This window comes from Haloarcula sp. MBLA0163, assembly GCF_055632435.1.
In genome coordinates, this window is sequence record NZ_JBVMVV010000003.1 from 64869 (window position 1) to 83342 (window position 18474).

An 18474-nucleotide genomic window follows, 5' to 3' on the forward strand; every position below is an offset into this window, starting at 1 on the left:
TATTTCTACGCGACAAGTCCAGATTGTGGTGAAGATATTGGACAAAGAATGTGTGGCGACCCGTTTCAGAGCGAGCGAACCTGTTGTACCGAACTGCTTACTACACAAAAGGATCGAATAATCAAAATAATGGACAGACCATAAGACAATTTGACCGACGGTGTTCAAGCAAAATAAGCGGTCGATACGGAAAGTATCCTGAAAAAACATCATAGTAAGTAAAATAATACTCAGAGGAACAGACTGTGACTCTATTCGCGTTTTGGAATCGGAAACGCACCCGTATAAATCCATGTCCGACGACTGTGCGAACGAGAAACATAAGGGGACGAACTATATATGTTGATAGAATTATTATTTGTTGTGGAACTTGGAGCGTCTGATCTCGAGCAGCCGCCGACAGATATCCGAACAGCCATGGGATGATGAGTGTATGTCACTAAATAATCAAACTCAGTCTGAATTCCTGACGCGGGTAGTCGACGATATGACTACGAGTATCCTCGTGGCCGACGAAACTGGTCAGGTAGTGTACGCGAACGAATCTGCCGGTGAGTTACTCGACGTCGATACTACCGCTATCGAAGGACAGTCGGTCGATAGTGTGCTCTCAAACGGCACGGATGGGCTATCGCTGGACGAACTGCGCGACCGACCTCTCACCCATGGGGAGTCACATCGCGAGACAGTTACGGTGCGTGGGCAAGATGGACCGCTGTCGGTGTCTCTCTCGGAGAGTGCGCAAAACGAACGGCGATTCTTCGCTCTCTCTATCGAACGTGGTGGCTGGGAACGGCCCTCTGGAGACGCGTTTCGGGAGGCGATTGGTGGGGAGGCATTCGAGACAGTCAACGACGCTATCCTCGTGTTCGACCCGGAAGACGGTACGTTCGTCGACTGCAACGTGCGCGCGTGTTCACTGCTCGGCTACGACCGAGAGGAACTCCTGTCGCTCACTCTCGAGGATGTCCACCCCGACGATATGGACCGGTTGAACTCGTTCGTCGACCGTATCATGCAAGCCGGGGAGGGATGGACAGACAATCTGAGCTGCCACACCTGTGAGGGCACTCGGATTCCGGCAGAGGTGTCTGCGACGAGAGTCGATACTGCGGGGAGTTCGTACGTTCTGGCCAGCGTCAGGGACATCTCGGAACAGACAGAGTACGAGGCTCGACTCGAAGCGCTGACGAAGACCACGAGTGAACTGATCACCGCCGAGTCGGTTACAGAAGTAGCTACGGTCGTTCTCAACATCGTCCAGCGTGTCCTCGACTGTCCAGCGGCAGCGCTCTGGGTACCTGACCCGGAGACAGACCGTCTGAAGCCGGTCGAGGTCAGCGACGAAATCGAGGCGATGGTCGCTGATGAACGCATCGGGACGCAGTTCGATATCGAACCGGAAACTGTCGAGATGGATGCGTTCCATACCGGTGAACAACAGTTCATCTCGGACTACGGGGCCATCGGGAACCCGGCGCACCCCGAGTTCTCGCTCGAGAGCCGGTTCCTGTTGCCGCTCGGTGAACACGGTCTCTTGGGGGTCGGCGCTACAGAGAGCGGGCAACTCACCTCTACCATTCGGAGCCTGCTTCGAATCGTCGCTGGTAACGCCGAGACAGCGCTCGACCGGCTCGCGAGCGAGCGGACCGAGCGCCGTCGGTCGGCCGCAGTGGAGGCCGCTAACGACGGCATCGCGATACTCGACGAGGACGCCGAATTCGTCTACGTGAACCCTGCCTACGCCGATATCTTCGGATACGAAGACCGTGAGTCACTTGTCCAGCGGGGGTGGCAGGAGCTCCTCGACGACGACAGCGTCGAACGGATGCGGACCGAGGTCATCCCATCAGTTACCGACGAGGGAGCTTGGCGGGGGGAGCTGACAGGTATCCGTCGCGACGACAGTACCGTGGACCTCGGCGTCGCACTGACGCGACTCGACGAGGGAGGGTACGTGAACGTTTGTTCTGACATCAGTGACCGAAAGGCACAGGAGCGACGTCTCAAGGCGCTGAACGAACTGAATCAAAAATTGATGCAGGCCGAAAGCTGGGACGAGATATCTCGACTCGGGACTGATATCGTCACGGACTGTCTCCCGTTCGATGTGGCTGCTATACGGCTGTTCGACCGGGAAGCGAACACGCTCGAACTCGATGCAATGACTGACAGTGCCGAGTCACTACTGGAGTCACGGCCCGCCTACGATCTCGACGCAACCTACGCGGGCACGGCGTACCGACGTGGTGAACCAGTTATCAAATCGGCCGACGAAAACGGACCGGCCGCTGAAGCGTCAGCGTACGCGAGCCTGCATGTACCACTGCGGGACTACGGATCCCTGTCCGTACTTATGGATGTCGGACAGACGCCCGACGATGACGTCGTAGAGTTCGTCAGACTGTTGGGAACTGCACTGGGAATCGCCCTCGAACGGCTGGAGCGCGAGCAGGAACTCCGCGACGGGCGAGACGAACTGACGTGGGTCAACCGGATAAACACCGTCGTGAGAGAGATTATCCAGTCGCTAGTCGACGCGGCGACCCGCGACGAGATAGAGACCGTTATTTGTGAGCGCCTCGTTGAGTCAGGCCTCTACGAGTACGCGTGGGTCGGTGAAGTCGACAGAGAGACGGAAGAAATTATTCCACGGGCCAGCGCAGGGACCGACGCCGAGACACTGCAGGCGACAGCGGGCATCGACCTGTTCAAGGCCGGTGCGGACACGGTCCTGAACGCAGTCCAGACCGGCGACGTCGAGACAGTCCGACAGTATCGCGTATCTGACGAGGAGATGGACGCGGCCTCGGATATCGTTCTCAGTGAGTTAGAGGGGTTCGAGACAGTCGCTGCCATCCCACTCTCGTACGGCACGCGCATCTACGGCGTTCTGATACTCAAAACCACTCGCTCCGAGACGTTCAAACGAAGCCCGAAAGAGGAGTTCGAACTGCTCGGTGAGACAGCAGGATTCGCCATCAACGCCGTCCAGAACCGACAGGTGTTGCTGTCGAATCGTATAACGGAGCTCAGGTTCGAGGTCCGGGACCCCAGTAGTCTCGTCGTCGCCGTATCCGACCGTCTTGACTGCAACTGTCGGCTCGAGATAGCCGAACCCTCGGACGGCGGGAGTGTCCGCTGTTACCTCCGGATAAAGGATACCGATTCGGAAGACCCGGCCGCGGTGGCGGAAGAACTCGACAGCGTCGAGCGTGCCGAACTGGTCAGCGAGAACGATGCGGAGTGCTTACTCGAGTTGATTCAGACGCGGGCGCTCGCACAGGAACTTGCGACCACTGGCGCCAGTATCCAGACCGCTATTGGCAGGCAAGGTGAGGGCGAAGTAGTCCTCGAAGTCCCTCAAAGCGCGGACACCCGTAACGTCGTCGACAGGTTCCAGCAGCTGTACCCCGACTCCGAACTCGTCGCAAAGCGTGAGCGCAAGCGCGGTGGAAAGAGTGTTGGCGAGTTCCGGGAGACTATCGAAGGTAAATTAACTGACCGCCAGCAGGCCGTTCTCGAGAACGCGTACGAGGCCGGCTACTTCGACTGGCCCCGCGAGAGTACGGCCGAGGAAGTCGCTGATCGGCTGGAAATCTCCTCGTCGACGCTCCACCAGCATCTCCGACTGGCCGAGTGGAAATTGCTGTCCACGCTGTTCGAATAGGTACCGGTCGGGAACGGACTCCCAATACTCGGGCCGACCGACGACATCACCATGCCTCGTGACAGGGCAAAAAGATGTCTACATGAACCGTCTCCAGAGACCGTCAGAGGTCCACAAACACCTGCGTAAAACAATTAGGCCCAAATTTGTTACTGTAACGACTATAACCAATCCACTATGTCCACGCCATCGTCGTACGAAGCTCCGTTTCTTCAGGGTGTGGTGACCCGAACTACGGAGTGTATCGTCACAGTAGACTCCCGGGGTGTAATTGTCTTTGCTAACGCGGCAGTCGAGGAAACGTTCGGCTACACGCCTGAGCGTTTGATCGACGCACCGCTCGACATACTGTTTCCAAACACACATACGAGCCCCATCGAGACTGTCCGCAGCGTGGCTGTTCAGAACACTGCCGAACCGGACTCACAGGCGCGGCGGGTAGATCTGATCGACAGCGACAGCCAACCGGTAGAGGCGTTCTTTTCCGCGACGACCGTCGAATACGACGGTCAGACATATATCACCGTCACGATACAGGAAACGTCGTTGGCGGCCGATCGGTCTGGCGACGCCGTGGAGTCTGAAAATCTACTCAGACGAGTGCTCGACCAGAGCCCGACCCCCGTGTTCGTTCTTGGTCCGGCTGGCGAGACGATCGACGACTGCAACCAGAGCGCAGTTGATCTCCTCGACGCCGGGGGCACGAATGCCGTCGTCGGCCGGTCCGTCTCGGCGCTGTTCGGAGACGGTGAAGACGAAGTTGAGGCACTGTTCGGGCGGCTACGGAGCGAGGAACAGAACGGTGAGTTGTGCGTTGAGAGGACCGATGGGCGCGCCATTCCCGTCGATGTCACTGCGTCCCCTATCGAAATTAACGGGCACCACCGAGTGCTAGTCCACGCCGAGCGTGACGCGACCGTAGACAGGCGTGGACAGGACCTCGCTGCAGCCGTCGAGGCGGCGACAGAGGGGATCGCCCTCCTCGACGACGAGGGGACGTTCAAGTTCGCCAACAAGGCACACGCAGACATCTACGGCTATGACGATCCGGCGGCCCTCATCGGTGAGAGTTGGCAGGAGCTATACAGTGACAGTGAAACGGACCGGTTCGAGACGACTATCCTCCCCGAGACTCGCCGAGAGGGTAGCTGGCGGGGCGAAGCGATCGGTGAGCGCGCCGACGGGACGACGTTCCCGCAAGAGGTCACGCTTCGGCGGCTCGATTCCGGAATATTCGTCTGCGTCGTCAAAGATGTCAGTGATCGTAAGGATTCGGGCGGCCTCGACCAACATCACCTACAACTGCTTAATCGGGCGAGTAGGGAATTGATACAATCGAAAGACTGCGAGACCATCGCCAATGTCGGCGTCGATACCGTCAAAGAACTCTTCGACTGCGACGTCGCCTGCGTCCGTCTGCTCGACAAAGAAACCGAGAACCTCAATGTGGTAGCAGCGACAGAGACAGCCGATGACCTGATGAACTCCCGGCCGGCCTGTGACCTCGAAGGTACATTCGCCGGGCAGGCGTACCGCCGCAAAGAGCTGGTCAAGCGGCCTGCCGACGTGTCCGAACAACTGGCTGGGACGCCCATCGCGGCCAGCGTCCATGTCCCGCTGGGTGAGTTTGGGACGCTCACTGTCGGAAGTACAGAGATGGCGTCGTTCTCGGACATCGACATCGAGGGAATAAAAATGCTGGCTGCGAACGTTGAGGCAGCACTTACGCGAGCGAAACACAAGAGCGAGCTCCGGAACCGGACCGAAGATCTCAGTCAGCGGCGTGACCAACTGGAGACGGTCAATCAAATAAACCAGCTGGTCCACGACCTCGTCAGCGATCTCTTCCAGGCTCGGTCTCGGGAGCGTATCGAGCGCGAGGTATGTGAGCGGCTCGCGGAGTCGACGCTGTACCGCAGCGCGTGGATCGGCGAATTGTCCGTAACCGGCGATGGATTGTCGACGACTGCTACGGCCGGCGTCGACGGCTGGAATTTCGACGCCGTCGAGGGCGTTCCGCTGGGCGTCATGAGTAGCGGTATCGTCGAGGAGGCGCTCGAGACCGGAGAGGTCGTCAGCGACCGGCGGTATCAGGTCCGCGATGGGACGGACGAGTCGCCCGATGCTGTCGAGGCTATGGCCGCCGTTCCGATCCGACACGACGATCGGATGTTTGGCATCCTAGTCGTCGACGCTACAGGTAAAAAAGCGTTCGAGACAATCGGGACGAGGAGTCTCGAAGTGCTCGGCGACATCATCGGCTTCGCGCTCAAAGCCGTCCAAAACCGTGAGTTGCTCCTCTCAGACGAGGCGGTCCAGCTCGAGTTCGAGGTGACGGATCGCTCCTGTCTCGCGGTGGCCGTCTCGGCGGAACTGGAATGCCACTGCCGCATCCAGCAGACTGTCAGAGCGAACGAAGAGGCGTACCTGAGTTATCTCCAGCTCTCCGGTGTGGACTCCGAGCGGGCTCGGGACGTGACGTCGGAACTCGAGTCCGTTATGAATTGCCGAATCGTCTCCGAGCACGACGAGGAGTGCGTGCTGGAAGTCAAACGAGAGACCTGCGGCGCGGAAGTGATGATGGAGTATGGCGCGACAACGGAGCAGGCCGAGGCCGACCGCGGCGTGGGCACGCTCATCGTGGAGGCCCCGCAGACGACAGAGATCCGTGACGTTGTCGAAGCTTACGCGGAGTACAACTCTGAATCTGAACTCGTCGCGAAGCGGGAGGTCGAGCGGCCTGTCAAGACCGCGGCGGATTTCACTGACCACGTCGAGTCACAACTCACCGACAAGCAACGGGCGGCCGTCGCCTCCGCGTACTTTTCCGGGTACTACGCGTGGCCGCGTGAGAGTACCGGCGAAGAGATAGCGTCGTCGATGGGTATCTCCTCGGCGACGCTCCACCAGCACCTCCGGTCCGCACACCGCCAGCTCATCGGCACAGTGCTGCACGACGATGCACGGGAGGACCGACTGCCGAGTGAGCAAACGTAACCGGAATATTATATGTTCTGCTGTCGATATCGAAATCGTCAATAGAACATCATATGGGGGAGTCGGTACGGCACGTCCTCGTTCAGAGAGTCCGACTGAGAGCGACGTGATCCCGGAGAAGACGTGGTAGAGGGACTGATTGTCCACTACAATCGCGGGGCAGCGACTAGGATATGCGTATGCGACCGCTCGCCTCGGCGAGCCTCGGGTTAATACTCGCCGCGGCTGTGGCCGGACTAGCGGTGACGCCGGCGGCAGGAGCAGGACAGAGCGGCGGCACCGCCGCAGGAGCTCGATTGGGGGATATAAACGTCTCGGTTGATGTGAGGACCGACGCCGACGTCGTCGCGACCTATCGCTTCGACCGGTTAGGAACTGACACCGGTGTCGGCCGGTCGTGGATCAACGGGACGATGTGGACGTTCGAGGGTGCGCCGGTCAATAACATCACCGTCTGGATCGACCGACGGCAAATAGACCCAGTGATCGAACCGGCGGCCAAACACCTGACCGTCAGCATTCCGATCTCGACCGGGAACAGTAGCGTTTCGCTGCGGCTGTCCTACACTGTCCCGGCGTCGACGGACCTCGTGGTCCCGCTGTGGGTCCCGAATCAGGGGGTGTCCGGCACTGACCGAACGGTCTCCATCCGGCTCTCCCTCGCCGAGGGAAACCGACTCACGCACGCTCGGTTCCCCACGGTCGACAGCCGTCGTGACAGTGGCCGAGTGTCGACGTTCCGGCTCAGGAAACCGCCCGGATTTCTGGCGGTCCGGTACGGTAGCGTGGGCTCCGCCAACGACGTTCGGACACTGACCGGCATCGCCGTGACCATCGGCATCGCTGGCATCTGGCTGGTCGTGGTCAGACGCGATACCGACGGAGGAGGGGAGTCGTGACGCTCGTCGAGCAACTCGCCGCGTTCCTCCTCGTCGCGTTGGCACACGTGGCGGTCGCGTTCCTGCTGGCTAGACGCGAGAACGCCCGCGGAGAGTGGGATGACACCAGCGAAAGTCCGACGAACACTCGCTATTCAGGCCCCGGGAGGGACACCAAGTGACCGTCCAGTCGACGCCGGGCACGCTGTTTTTCGTCGTCGTTGGCACCTACTTGCTCGCAATCACTCTTATTGGGTTCCGGAGCTACACCCGGACCGAGGACGAGGCGGATTTCTTAGTCGCCGGCCGCGAGGTGGGACCGCTCCTCGGCGGAGCGACGCTGTCGGCAACGCAGATGAGCGCGGGTACGTTCGTCGGCGCGTTCGGCATCCACTACCTGTTCGGAGTCGGGTTCATCTGGGTCTGGACGGGGCTGTGGCTCGGCTGGCTGACATCGCTGCTCTGGGTCGCTCCCCAGATGCGCCACCTCGGCCGGATGACCGTCCCGGACTACTTAGCCCAGCGGTACGCCGACGACGGGGCCGACGGGGACTACGCCCGCTTGCTCGGCGCGTTCTTCATCGTCGTCGTCTACACCGTGTTTCTGACGGCGCAGGTGACCGCCGGCGCGCTGGTGTTCAAAGCCGTCCTCGGCATTCCAGAAACCCTCGGCGTCGCGGCGATGGTCGTCCTCTCGGTCGCGTACACGATGTTCGGCGGGATGCGAGCCAGCGTCCTCACCGACCTCCTGCAGGTACTCGTGATGGTGGGTGGCTCACTCGCCGCACTTCCCATCGCACTGAACGTCGTCGGTGGGTTGTCAAACCTCGAGGCGATGCTCAGTTCGCTCGATCCGTCGCTTGTCGGTCAGTCCTTCGCAACCAACGATATCGCGGGCTTCATCGTGGCGTTCGCGCTCGTGCGGCTCTCCTCGCCGCGGGCAATCACCCGGTTCTACACCATGCGCGACGAGGCCACTGTCCGCCGGTCTATCGTCGTCACACTCGTGATCCAGACGATAGTCGCTGTCGGCATCGGTGTGTTGGGCCTCGCGACCAGAACCATGTTCCCGACACTCGGGACGCCGGACCTTGCCAGCGTCGTCATGGGGCTGAACTTGCTCGGCCCGGTACTGGGCGGACTGTTCGTGGCCGCCATCCTCTCGGCGACGCTCAGCACCATTGACTCCATCATGCTCGTCTCAGCGTCGGCACTCGCTCACGATATTTATGGGGAACTAGTCCATCAGTCCGCGACGGAACGCCAGAAGCTCATCGTGAACCGACTGGCCGTCCTTCTCACGGGCACAGCCCCGGCCGTACTCGTCTTGAACCGCGAACTCGTCGGTGGGCTCGTTCAGTTCATCGCCATCCTACAGGCCTCACTGATGGGCGGCACGTTCGCCGTCCCATTTCTCCTCGGACTGCACTGGAAGCTGGCGACCACGCAGGGTGGCATCGCGGGTATGACGGCGGGCTTCTCGACTGTCGTCGTCTGGCACGTCGGGACCGAGATCTACAGTTTCGTTCCTACGACAATGGATGCGCTAGTTGGTGACCCGGTAGTTCCCGGAGTCTTGGCCAGTCTCCTCGCCTTCGTCGCTGTCTCGTTCGTGACCTCTCCCCCTTCGATGCGGTCACTCTCGTCGTTTTTCGACGTCGGGGAGGATGCAACTGACCGCCGGTAAATCACCTGCCTGACGAGGGACGGCCTGTCGACTCCGCTTGCTCCGGGGCGGAGTCGTCTGCATGAGCTTGGAGTTTCTCTAGCCCAGTAACACAATCAGCGACGCTGTTCGTATTTCCGTCGCTCGTACACGGAAACACCGCAAGCAACTCGCCGTCACCACGAACTTCGATACACGTCACGGGGAGGGTGACCACTTCCTTCGTCTCGTCCGTGGCTAGCGACGTCGTCTTACACCACCGAAACGCGGGCTCTAGCTCGTGGCCCTCTGCGTCGGCCCAGTCCTGAAACTCCGCGAGTCTGTGCCGTATCTCCTCGTTAGACCCGTGCACTCGGTACTCCGGATCACATTCGATCTGTTTGCTCCAGTTGTTCACCGAAAGGTCCTGGATGACCCCATCACGTTCCAGTTCTCGGAGGCGGGTCAAAAGCTCTGACCGGTCGCTGGTAGTAGACCCTGCTTGGCGCAGCCAGACTGTCACGGACAGCGTGTCGTAGTCACCAAAGTCGACCATCGTTCAGGGTTATAATTCCAGCCTCTTTTTTTGATAGAGGCCTCCGGCCGTCGGACCGTGGGAGACATCGGGTCGCAGTTGTCGACCGGTCTTGTCGAATTCACCATTCAATTCGTGCCGCACAGCGTTAATCCGCATGTGCGTGATTTGTCTACTATCCATACGTAATCAACACGAATTGTTGATGGGGATTAATAAAAAGAGCGTACCTTAGCACATAGGGGTATCGAGCCCAAAGACTGTAGCCGCGAGTCCCAGTGGGGTCTCCCACCGAACCAGCGACCCCTCGTTATGACGTTCTGATCTATCGGTAACCCGATTACTCTTCGGTACAAAACAATAAAATATCCCACAGTCCAAGAAACAAATGGTACGCACGAACGTCTCAAATGTCGGATCCCCCTACCCTTGCCGACTGGCGTGCTCATAACGTCACTGTCATCCCTATCCCCCAACCACGCTCCGGCTAAAACGTGTGTGCCATCGCGGTTTTCTTTTGACGCGGAAGATGGTGATCGACGACATCTGAGTCATGGTCGCCTGTGATACTAACGCTGTGAAGTTGCTACCGTGACTGACTATCGAGATACCACGTTACCGGGCAGTTGTATTAGGTATTTGATACTGAGCACCCTTGTAGTACGTACGCACAATTCCAACCTATGATTCGAGACAGACATACTCGGATAGTCGTCCAATCGGCGGCGATCGCTGTCGCGTTACTGGTCGTAGGTGTCTCCATAATGGGTACGGTGAGTGCACGGTCGCTCGCGGTTCCGAGCGATGCACCGACCAACCCCGGAGACGCACTACAGTTTCAAAACGAATCGTCGACCGTTGAGCAGGAATCCGACGAGTTCGGTATATGTATGATCGGGACCGCTAGCCCGTGCAACGGCGATGAGTGGAAATACCGACCGACGATGGATAGCGACTCCAACGAGACTGTCGCGAGCGGTGAGCAGGTCGACCCGGACTTCGACGTCGAGTTCGACGAAGATATTGACTCCGACTTCCGGACCGAGTTCAACGAGACTGACCCCGAATTCCGAACGGACCCGGCAGAACGAGGCGAAAAGTCCTGAGGATTCGGTCGTCCGGCAATACTACTCTCGACCCGAGACGTCCTCGCTGACGGCTCCTGTCTGCTGGTCGTGATTTTTCGACACCAAACCCCGGTCAGTAGTCGGACAAGGGACGGTTAACCGGCAGGGGTTTGGGACGTGACTCGGACTCGGGTTCTCAAGGCCCGAACCCGTCGTCGAAGTCGCCCAGTAGCTCTTCGAGATGGTCGATCCGTTCGTTTAGCTGGTTCGCCACTCGCTCCATCGGTTCGACGAGACCGCCTCGGTTAGCCCCGAGTCGCTGCTCGGTCGTGTCGACGGCCTTCTGAACCTCTTCGAGCAGTGCGTGGGCCCGTTGACTCTCTTGTCGTACGATAGTGTGCTGGCTGGTCCTGATTTCGTCAAGGACAGTGGCTACCTCGGCGACCTCCTCGCGAACGTCGGCGAGGGCCGTCCGGGCTCGAATCCTTTCGATGGCCACCGTCTGCTCGTCGCTATGGCTCTGGCGACTGCCGGTGGCGTTCCCCGAGATGTCGCCTCCGACGCCGTCGGCGACAGCCTGTTCGCTGCTATTGGAAGCCCCATTTGCGGTGCCGTTGGTCGTCCCACCGCTGAGGTCTGCACCTGCAGTCGCGGCCGAATCGTTCGCCGTCTCAGTACGGGTTTCGCTCGCCTGTCCGAGGGGCACGCCGTTGACGATGACCCGACCGTCGAACTGGGAGAGCACCGACTCGTTGACCTGGTCCAGCGATTCCATCTGCCCGACCGGGACGCCGTTGATGACGAGGTCGTCGTCGACGTCGTCAAGACCCGGCGTGTCGTCTCCGCCGTCGAAGTCGGGAGACGGACTCTCGCCGTCGAAATCCGGTCCCTCAGAGAATCCGTCGAAATCAGGACTGCCGAGTTCGTCGTCGAAATCGGGTAGATCGCTCGGGTCAAAATCCCGTTCGACGTCGATTTCATCGAGTACGTTCACTGTGCTCTCTACCTCCGCTTCGAGGTCCACGAACGACTCGTAGAGTTCTTCGAGGGCATCGTGTACGTCGTCGGTCGAACGCCCCGCGCCGGTGCCGACACTCGCGATGCCTAGGACTGCCGCCCCGAATCGTCCGATTACCGTCCGTCGTGATAGTTTACGCATGGTTTCGAGCTCCTGGTGCTGTGGTCTCGGCTCTATCCTCGCGAGGCCACGATTACACTGTGTGCTACGGTTGCCGCTGTTCACAGTATTCTCCCGGTTAATATAACTATTTAGTAACTGTGTCGTAGCCGTATTTTCGATGGAAAAGACAGTTTTCTCATGGTAACTGACTGGCCAAGTGGTGACCGGTCCGGTAGCGGTGCCCACATCGTTCGAGACACAATCATCGCACAGATGCACTTTGTCCACTACCGGTACGTCTCAAGTTTTAGTGCTACCTGTGATTGAATCCACGCGTCGTCTGATTCGACGTCGTAAATGAGGAACTCGTCGTCGTCCGTAGTCACTGCCTTGTAGCGGTCGAACGTTCCGGTATCTGGACCTGCGGTCGGAAGTCGGTCAGCGGGGTCGCTAGTTTTCGTTGACATTGTTCTCAACCAATATTCTGGTGTAGCTGTAACTACGTACTTGATACATTTAACTGGTCCCGAACTTAGTGGTAATACCGTTACGTCGTCATCATATGCCCACATACATGGACTTTCGGACGCCGTAACGTGGTAATATAAATGTACGGTCAAAGAATAGTGGACAAATATATTCAGATATCGATAGAAACGGAATTACGGCCCGGAAACACTGCTACCTTCGGGTGAGTATTCCCTCTTCGAGAGTGACCTTACCTATCGACGGTCAGTCTCCCGTCGTCACTGGTTGAGCGAGGGTAGAGGACACGGTGCAGCGTAACCGTAGTCGGTTCCGATGCGTGGCCGGTGACTATCAGAACAGACCCTGTCGGATTCCGGCGAGTTTATTCAACGTAAGTCCATATCAATCGGGTAAGTAATCTATTTGAACGGGCTTGACTCTATCTCAACGTATCGACTGGTGCCTAAAATGGCTATATCTCCGGATAGTGTTCTAGAAGTGGTGTACAACGTGTACGAGAGTACCGGCCAGCCAGTCTCTACACACACCATCGCAGAGGCGGCCGAAACGACACCCGATCGCGTGATACCCGTTTTGAACACGCTCTGTCGGTCCGAGTTCGTTGAGCGGACGGGAGAAGGGGTCCGTCCCACAGAAACGGGGAGGGAGTTCCTCGAACTAGACGTCGAACTAAAAAACGTCGTTGTCGACGTCGTTGACGAGTGAGCTGACTAGAACTTTCATTACGTCAGTGGTAGAATGGTATGATACCATCCGGAAGAGGAACATCAAATTATGAGTGAAAACAAGACCCGGGATTGGGGTTCTGGCGACGACAACAGCCGACGGGAAGTAGATCTGATGGACCGCGAGTACGCTATCTACCGCTGTGTGGACTGCAACAACGTCGTTCTCACGATGCAGGATTGTGACGGCGGAATGACTTGCCACGGTGAAACGATGGAGCGAGTTATGGAGTCGCGTCTCGACATTCGCCCACCGGACGTTCGACAGGTGTTGCTCGACGCCTTCGGCCTTCCCAAACCGGGGCTGGATATCTGTTTGTGTGTCATTGGCGACGGACCTCTGTCACCGAGCGAGTTGGCCGACCGACTTGATTACGAGGAGGGGACTGTCAGAACGTATCTCAACGAACTCGTCGAGTTCGGCCTGCTTGAGAAGACACAACTTAACCGTGAATCCGGAGGATTCGTCAACGTTTATCATTCTATCGACCTCGAAAAGATGCGTGAAGATACACTCGTGGGATTTTATACATGGGCCGGCGAGGCTGCCAGCCTAATTGAAGAGGCCAATCTAACGAAATCGGATTATCAGAATGAGGACTACGACGAAGGGCTAGACGCCGTGTTCTGGGAACGGTTCTCAGACGTGGAGACCGGCGAATAGGTCGGGTGCTATTCTAATATAAATATCTGTCGGAGAACTGGGGCCTCGGTGTGCATCCGAGATGGGTTAAGAAGCGTTCCAATTCATTGTCCGGATACAGTATGAGTTCCGAATCGCCGACCGCCACGTGGAATCGAACCGAAACGACCGGAAGAGCGAATTTTTCCGATCCGGAGTCGGCATTTGGAGCCGCCCACGATATCCTCGGCCGTAAGTGGCACCTCCGAATCGTCTACTACCTCTTGCAGGACGGTCCGTTGGGATTCAGCGGGTTGAAAAACCGCCTCAATGGAGTCTCCTCGAAGATGCTCTCAGAGAGTCTCTCGTCGCTCGAAGACGAGGAGTTAGTCAGCCGAAACATCGTCAGCGACCAACCGGTTCGCGTCGAGTACTCGTTGACCGAGCGTGGAAGCGCTCTCGAGGAAGTCGTCGACGCAATCGTCCGCTGGGACGCCACCTACGGTCTGGCGGAGGGTGACCAATGACGAACCACTACGACGTGATTGTCATCGGCGGCGGAACTGGCAACAACGTCGCGGCGGCGGCCGCCGACGCGGGGCTGGAGACGGCACTAGTCGAGCCCGGTCCGCTCGGCGGGACCTGCCTGAATCGCGGGTGTAACCCGTCGAAGATGCTCATACAGGCGGCGACGGCCGCGAATCACGTTAGAGACGCGGAGAAATTCTTCGTCGACGCCTCGCTAGACGACATCGACTACGCGGCTATCATCGACGACATGGATGAGACGCTCTCCCCGCTGGCCGAGGGGATGGAAGACAGCTACCGTCAGAAAGAGCATCTGACGTTGTACAAGCACGAAGCGACCTTCGTCGACGAACGAACTGTCGCGATCGACGGCGAGCGCATAAGCGCCGACAAAGTCGTCGTCGCCGCCGGTAGCAGGCCGCTCGTTCCCCCTATCGACGGACTCGACGAGGTCGAGTACATGACCAGTCAGGACGCGCTCTACCGCCGGGACCAGCCAGAATCACTCGTTATTTTGGGCGGCGGATACATCGCGGTCGAACTTGGGTACTTTTTTGAGTCACTGGGTACCGACGTGACCATCGTAGAAATGATGGAGACGCTGGTCCCCCGAGAGGACCCGGACGTAGCCGAGACGTTCACAGACATCGCCAGTGAGCGCCACGAGGTCTACACCGGCCACCGCGCGACCAGCGTCGAGAGCAACGGTAACAGCGTGACGGTCCACGCCGAGACCGAGGACGGGGAGACTGTCGCTGTGTCCGGTGAAGATCTGTTGGTGGCGCTGGGCCGCCGTCCCAACACCGATACGCTGGGCGTGGAGGCCGCTGGCATCGAGACCGACGACAACGGATTCATCGTCACGAACGACAGACTAGAGACATCGGCTGATGGGGTTTGGGCGCAGGGCGACATCGCCGACAACGCGATGTTCAAACACTCCGGAGATTACGAGACGCAGGTCACCATCGAGAACGTGGTCCACGACGGTGACAGGGTGGCTGACTTCACGGCGATGCCCCACGCCATCTTCACCGAGCCACAGATGGCCGGGGTCGGCGAGACGGAGGCCGACCTAGCGGACGCCGACCGCGAGTACGTCGTCGGCCGCGCGGACCTGCCGGACACGCCCATGGGGCGGGCGAAGAAACTCGACGACGGGTTCGTGAAAGTGCTGGCCGCTCCCGACGGCGATATTCTTGGTGTCCACGCGCTTGGTTACGAGGCAACGACGATGATTCACGAGGCTGTCGTGGCGATGCGGGCCGGGTCCAGACACGTCTCGGACATCACCGACACTATCCACGCCCATCCGACGCTGAACAAGGTCGTCGAGTACGCGTTCGACGATGTTCCGCTCTAGAGCGACTGAACAAAGCGCGATTCGCGCTTGATAATCGCGTCCGTTTTTGTAACAACCAAGTCTTGAAGGACCAGCACGTCCAGTCCCATCCCAAAGAAGTCTTTCAACGCCTCGGTGGGGTTGTTGACAATCGGTTCGGCGTGGTCGTTGAACGAGGTGTTCAGCACGACCGGGACACCGGTGAGTTCCTCGAACTCGGAGATGAGGCGGTGATACCGTGGGTTCTGACGGGCATTGACAGTTTGGGGCCGCGTCGTGTCGTCAGCAGGGTGGAGGGCGCCCGGAATCTCGCCGCGCTTCTCAGGCCTGACGTCGAACGCCGAAATCATGAATGGGGCCCGTTCGCCGTCGACGAGGTATTCCTCGACCGCCCCTTCGAGCATCGAGGGCGCGAATGGCCGCCACTCCTCCCGGTGTTTGACGTACCGGTTTACTCTGTCTCGTGAGTCGATACTCCGTGGATCGGCCAGAATGCTCCGGTTGCCGAGCGCGCGCGGCCCGAGTTCGAGGCGTCCATTGAACCAGCCGACCAGCGCGCCGTCAGCGAGACGTTCGGCGATGTGGCGCTCCACGTTGTCAGGTTCGCTGTAGGCAATCTTGTTCGTCTCAAGGACGGTCCGGATGTCGTCCGCGTCGTACGACGGTCCGTAATAGACCGTCTCCATCGTCGGCACCTCTGACGGTCGCTGGTCGAGCAGTCCCGCACCGAGTGCCAGTCCGGCGTCGTGTGCGACCGGCTGGACGAACATTTCGTTGACGGTCGGCGACTCCCGGAGGCGCTTGTTTAATTTACAGTTCAGCGCGACGCCGCCAGCGAGGGCGAGGTTCGCGGTTCCGGTCGCCTCGGCCTGTCGCTCAACGATGTCCAGCACCGTCTCCTCGAGGAGTTTCTGTGCGGTGTGTGCGAGGTCTCGATCCCACTGCGTAAACTCTTCTGGAGTGTCTTTCCGGTCCCGACTGAAGGCGTCTTCGAGCCGTCTGATTCCGTATCCGGTGCCCCAGCGCCGGGTGAGTTCAGTCACGTCGTAGTCGACACCGGTGTCGACGAGCGAGCGGAGCGTGGCTTCGATGTCGGGGTTGTCCTCGCCATACGGTGCGAGTCCCATCACTTTCCCCTCGCCGTTGAACATACGGTAACCCAGATACTCTGTAATGGTGGCGAAGAAGAGCCCCAGGCTGTTGGGGTGCTCGTACGTCCGGACCCGTTCCAGCCCGTCCTCGTCACCGTGCCAGACGACCGTCGCGTCGTACTCGCCTTTGGCGTCAACGGTGAGTACGAGCGCGTCGTCGAACCCCGATGGGTGGAACGCGCTCGCGGCGTGAGACGCGTGATGCGAGCGGGTCTCTATCGGCGGTACCGGGGTTCCGATATCTGCCAGTCGCGACTCAATGCGCCGCGTCGGAGCGAAGCGACTCTCTAGTTGCGTCTTGACGACGTTCTCTATCGCGGTCAGCTTCCGCAATGGCCCGTCCACCCGAACCGCGTCGCGGACGTAGTGGGAGAGAATGTTCGACCGCAGCGACGGGTCGTACGGGAGTACCACGCGGTCTACCGCCGGCAAGTCGATGCCGGCGTAATCGAGCGCTGCCCGAATGGCACGCTCCGGGAAGGTGTCGACGGCGTGTTTCTCCCGCGAGAGTCGTTCCTCCTCGACGGCGAAAACGAGGTCTCCGTCCTCGAAGAGCGCTGCGCTTGGGTCGTGTTGACCGTACAGCCCGATTGCCGGTTTGAAGGCCAAAGTGTAGGTACTCATAGTCGTATCAGTGGTTGTCGGGTGCCCTCTCGGTGTGGACGTACACCCAGATGACATCGCCGTCCTGTAGTTCGTACGTCGTCGGATCAACCGCAGTTGCCCGCTGACGGACGAGTATCTCCGTCGCGTCAGCGGCGTCGTGATAGGTGCCGCCGTAGTCGCCGCCAACCCCGTATTCGAAGACGTGCTCGCCGGCGCCATCCTGTCTGTACTCCACGTTCGGTAGCGCTCCGAGCGCTTCGGCCACCGTCACTGGATCCCCGGTGTTGTACCACCGGTATTGCTCGCCGTCGTCTCGGAATTCGAACCTACCAGTGTCGACGCCACTGAAGATCTCGCCGCCCTCGTTCAGTCGACGGTTGTTCACGTCGACGACGAGCTGTCCGGACCGCTCGGAATCGTCTGTCGAACCGTCCGCTGTCCGGACGCTGACCCAGAAGTTGTCACCGTTTTTTACTTCGTAGGTCGTCGGGTCTATTCGTTCGGTGCCGCGGTGTATCGACACGTCCGTCCCGTCGTTGGTGCCGTCATAGGTCGACCCTTCATAACCGATGACGTGGTCACCGTCACGCTGGGTGTACTCGATGCCGGGCAAGAGGTTCAGTGCGCGACCGAACGTGACCACTTGCTTCTCGTTGCTCCACTCGTTCGGCGCGTGGGCGGATTCATGAAAGTGGAAGTACACCGTCTCCGGGCGTTCGTCCTCGATGTTGTCCAGGTAGTACTTCGGCTGGGCGAAATCGACGATGTCGCCGTCGATTTCAAAAAAGAGACGTCCGTGCCAGTGATCCTCGATGTATCCCGGGGCTTCCTCTTCCGTCGGCGTCGGGGATGCCGTCTCAGTCGGTGACGGGGTATCCGTGGCCTCCCGAGGAGTCGTCTCCGTCTCTGGCGTCGCCGACTCCTCAGTGCCGAGCCCGCTACAACCCGCCAATCCGACGAGCGTGCCCGCGCCCAATAGTACGCGTCTCCGAGTTGGATGCTTGTCGTTCATCGGTCCTCCGACGACGTGACGACTGGTTCAGCGTGCTGTTCGAGAATGACTGTTGGCGAGGTGTGCTGTATCTGCATGAGTGTATTT

At 59.3% G+C, this 18474-nt stretch carries 15 protein-coding genes; 10 read left to right on the plus strand and 5 right to left on the minus strand.

The features are described 5' to 3' along the window. The first annotated feature begins 487 nt into the window (after positions 1-487). The 5 genes from ACV7GQ_RS18110 (at position 488) to ACV7GQ_RS18130 (ending at position 9232) form a co-directional block, all read left to right on the plus strand. Positions 488-3670 (plus strand): bacterio-opsin activator domain-containing protein, encoded by a 3183-nt coding sequence (locus tag ACV7GQ_RS18110; protein WP_470313316.1) that lies wholly within the window; start codon positions 488-490, stop codon positions 3668-3670. Between the two features lie 177 nt (positions 3671-3847). Beyond that, on the plus strand, positions 3848-6667 hold the full coding sequence (locus ACV7GQ_RS18115) for a bacterio-opsin activator domain-containing protein (protein ID WP_470313317.1): 2820 nt from the start codon (positions 3848-3850) through the stop codon (positions 6665-6667). A gap of 179 nt (positions 6668-6846) precedes the next feature. Continuing rightward, a complete protein-coding gene (locus ACV7GQ_RS18120) occupies positions 6847-7566 on the plus strand; it encodes a hypothetical protein (protein ID WP_470313318.1) in 720 nt (239 codons plus the stop codon). Then, the gene (locus ACV7GQ_RS18125; RefSeq protein WP_470313319.1) at positions 7563-7727 is read left to right on the plus strand and encodes a hypothetical protein; all 165 of its coding nucleotides are present in this window, start codon (positions 7563-7565) and stop codon (positions 7725-7727) included. The genes ACV7GQ_RS18120 and ACV7GQ_RS18125 overlap by 4 nt, the downstream gene beginning before the upstream one ends. Next, positions 7724-9232, plus strand: a complete 1509-nt coding sequence (locus tag ACV7GQ_RS18130; RefSeq protein WP_470313320.1) for a sodium:solute symporter family protein — start codon at positions 7724-7726, stop codon at positions 9230-9232. Before ACV7GQ_RS18125 ends, ACV7GQ_RS18130 begins: the two co-directional genes overlap by 4 nt. Before the next feature lies 1 nt (position 9233). On the opposite strand, the gene ACV7GQ_RS18135 is transcribed toward ACV7GQ_RS18130, so the two are convergent. Further along, entirely contained in the window at positions 9234-9746 is a 513-nt protein-coding gene (locus ACV7GQ_RS18135) for an HTH domain-containing protein (protein ID WP_470313321.1), read from the minus strand. A 662-nt stretch (positions 9747-10408) separates the two neighbouring features. On the opposite strand from ACV7GQ_RS18135, the gene ACV7GQ_RS18140 reads away from it, so the two are divergent. Continuing rightward, positions 10409-10831, plus strand: coding sequence for a hypothetical protein (locus ACV7GQ_RS18140; protein ID WP_470313322.1), 423 nt, complete (start codon positions 10409-10411; stop codon positions 10829-10831). A gap of 157 nt (positions 10832-10988) precedes the next feature. On the opposite strand, the gene ACV7GQ_RS18145 is transcribed toward ACV7GQ_RS18140, so the two are convergent. Continuing rightward, the gene (locus ACV7GQ_RS18145) at positions 10989-12035 is read right to left on the minus strand and encodes a hypothetical protein (RefSeq protein ID WP_470313323.1); all 1047 of its coding nucleotides are present in this window, start codon (positions 12033-12035) and stop codon (positions 10989-10991) included. A 164-nt stretch (positions 12036-12199) separates the two neighbouring features. Further along, a complete protein-coding gene (locus ACV7GQ_RS18150) occupies positions 12200-12484 on the minus strand; it encodes a DUF7331 family protein (protein ID WP_470313324.1) in 285 nt (94 codons plus the stop codon). Between the two features lie 397 nt (positions 12485-12881). Here ACV7GQ_RS18150 and ACV7GQ_RS18155 point away from each other — a divergent pair, with 397 nt between their 5' ends. The 4 genes from ACV7GQ_RS18155 (at position 12882) to ACV7GQ_RS18170 (ending at position 15639) form a co-directional block, all read left to right on the plus strand. Then, positions 12882-13106, plus strand: a complete 225-nt coding sequence (locus tag ACV7GQ_RS18155; protein ID WP_470313325.1) for a hypothetical protein — start codon at positions 12882-12884, stop codon at positions 13104-13106. Between the two features lie 69 nt (positions 13107-13175). Further along, the gene (locus tag ACV7GQ_RS18160; protein WP_470313326.1) at positions 13176-13790 is read left to right on the plus strand and encodes a helix-turn-helix domain-containing protein; all 615 of its coding nucleotides are present in this window, start codon (positions 13176-13178) and stop codon (positions 13788-13790) included. Between the two features lie 101 nt (positions 13791-13891). Continuing rightward, the gene (locus tag ACV7GQ_RS18165; protein WP_470313327.1) at positions 13892-14275 is read left to right on the plus strand and encodes a winged helix-turn-helix transcriptional regulator; all 384 of its coding nucleotides are present in this window, start codon (positions 13892-13894) and stop codon (positions 14273-14275) included. Next, the gene (locus ACV7GQ_RS18170) at positions 14272-15639 is read left to right on the plus strand and encodes a dihydrolipoyl dehydrogenase family protein (RefSeq protein ID WP_470313328.1); all 1368 of its coding nucleotides are present in this window, start codon (positions 14272-14274) and stop codon (positions 15637-15639) included. Before ACV7GQ_RS18165 ends, ACV7GQ_RS18170 begins: the two co-directional genes overlap by 4 nt. Here ACV7GQ_RS18170 and ACV7GQ_RS18175 read toward each other — a convergent pair. Then, a complete protein-coding gene (locus ACV7GQ_RS18175; RefSeq protein ID WP_470313348.1) occupies positions 15636-17393 on the minus strand; it encodes a carbamoyltransferase family protein in 1758 nt (585 codons plus the stop codon). The genes ACV7GQ_RS18170 and ACV7GQ_RS18175 overlap by 4 nt on opposite strands. 7 nt (positions 17394-17400) lie before the next feature. Continuing rightward, positions 17401-18387 carry a hypothetical protein gene (locus ACV7GQ_RS18180; RefSeq protein ID WP_470313329.1) on the minus strand — a complete coding sequence of 329 codons (987 nt, stop codon included), beginning with the start codon at positions 18385-18387 and terminating at the stop codon, positions 17401-17403. Between the last annotated feature and the right edge of the window lie 87 nt (positions 18388-18474).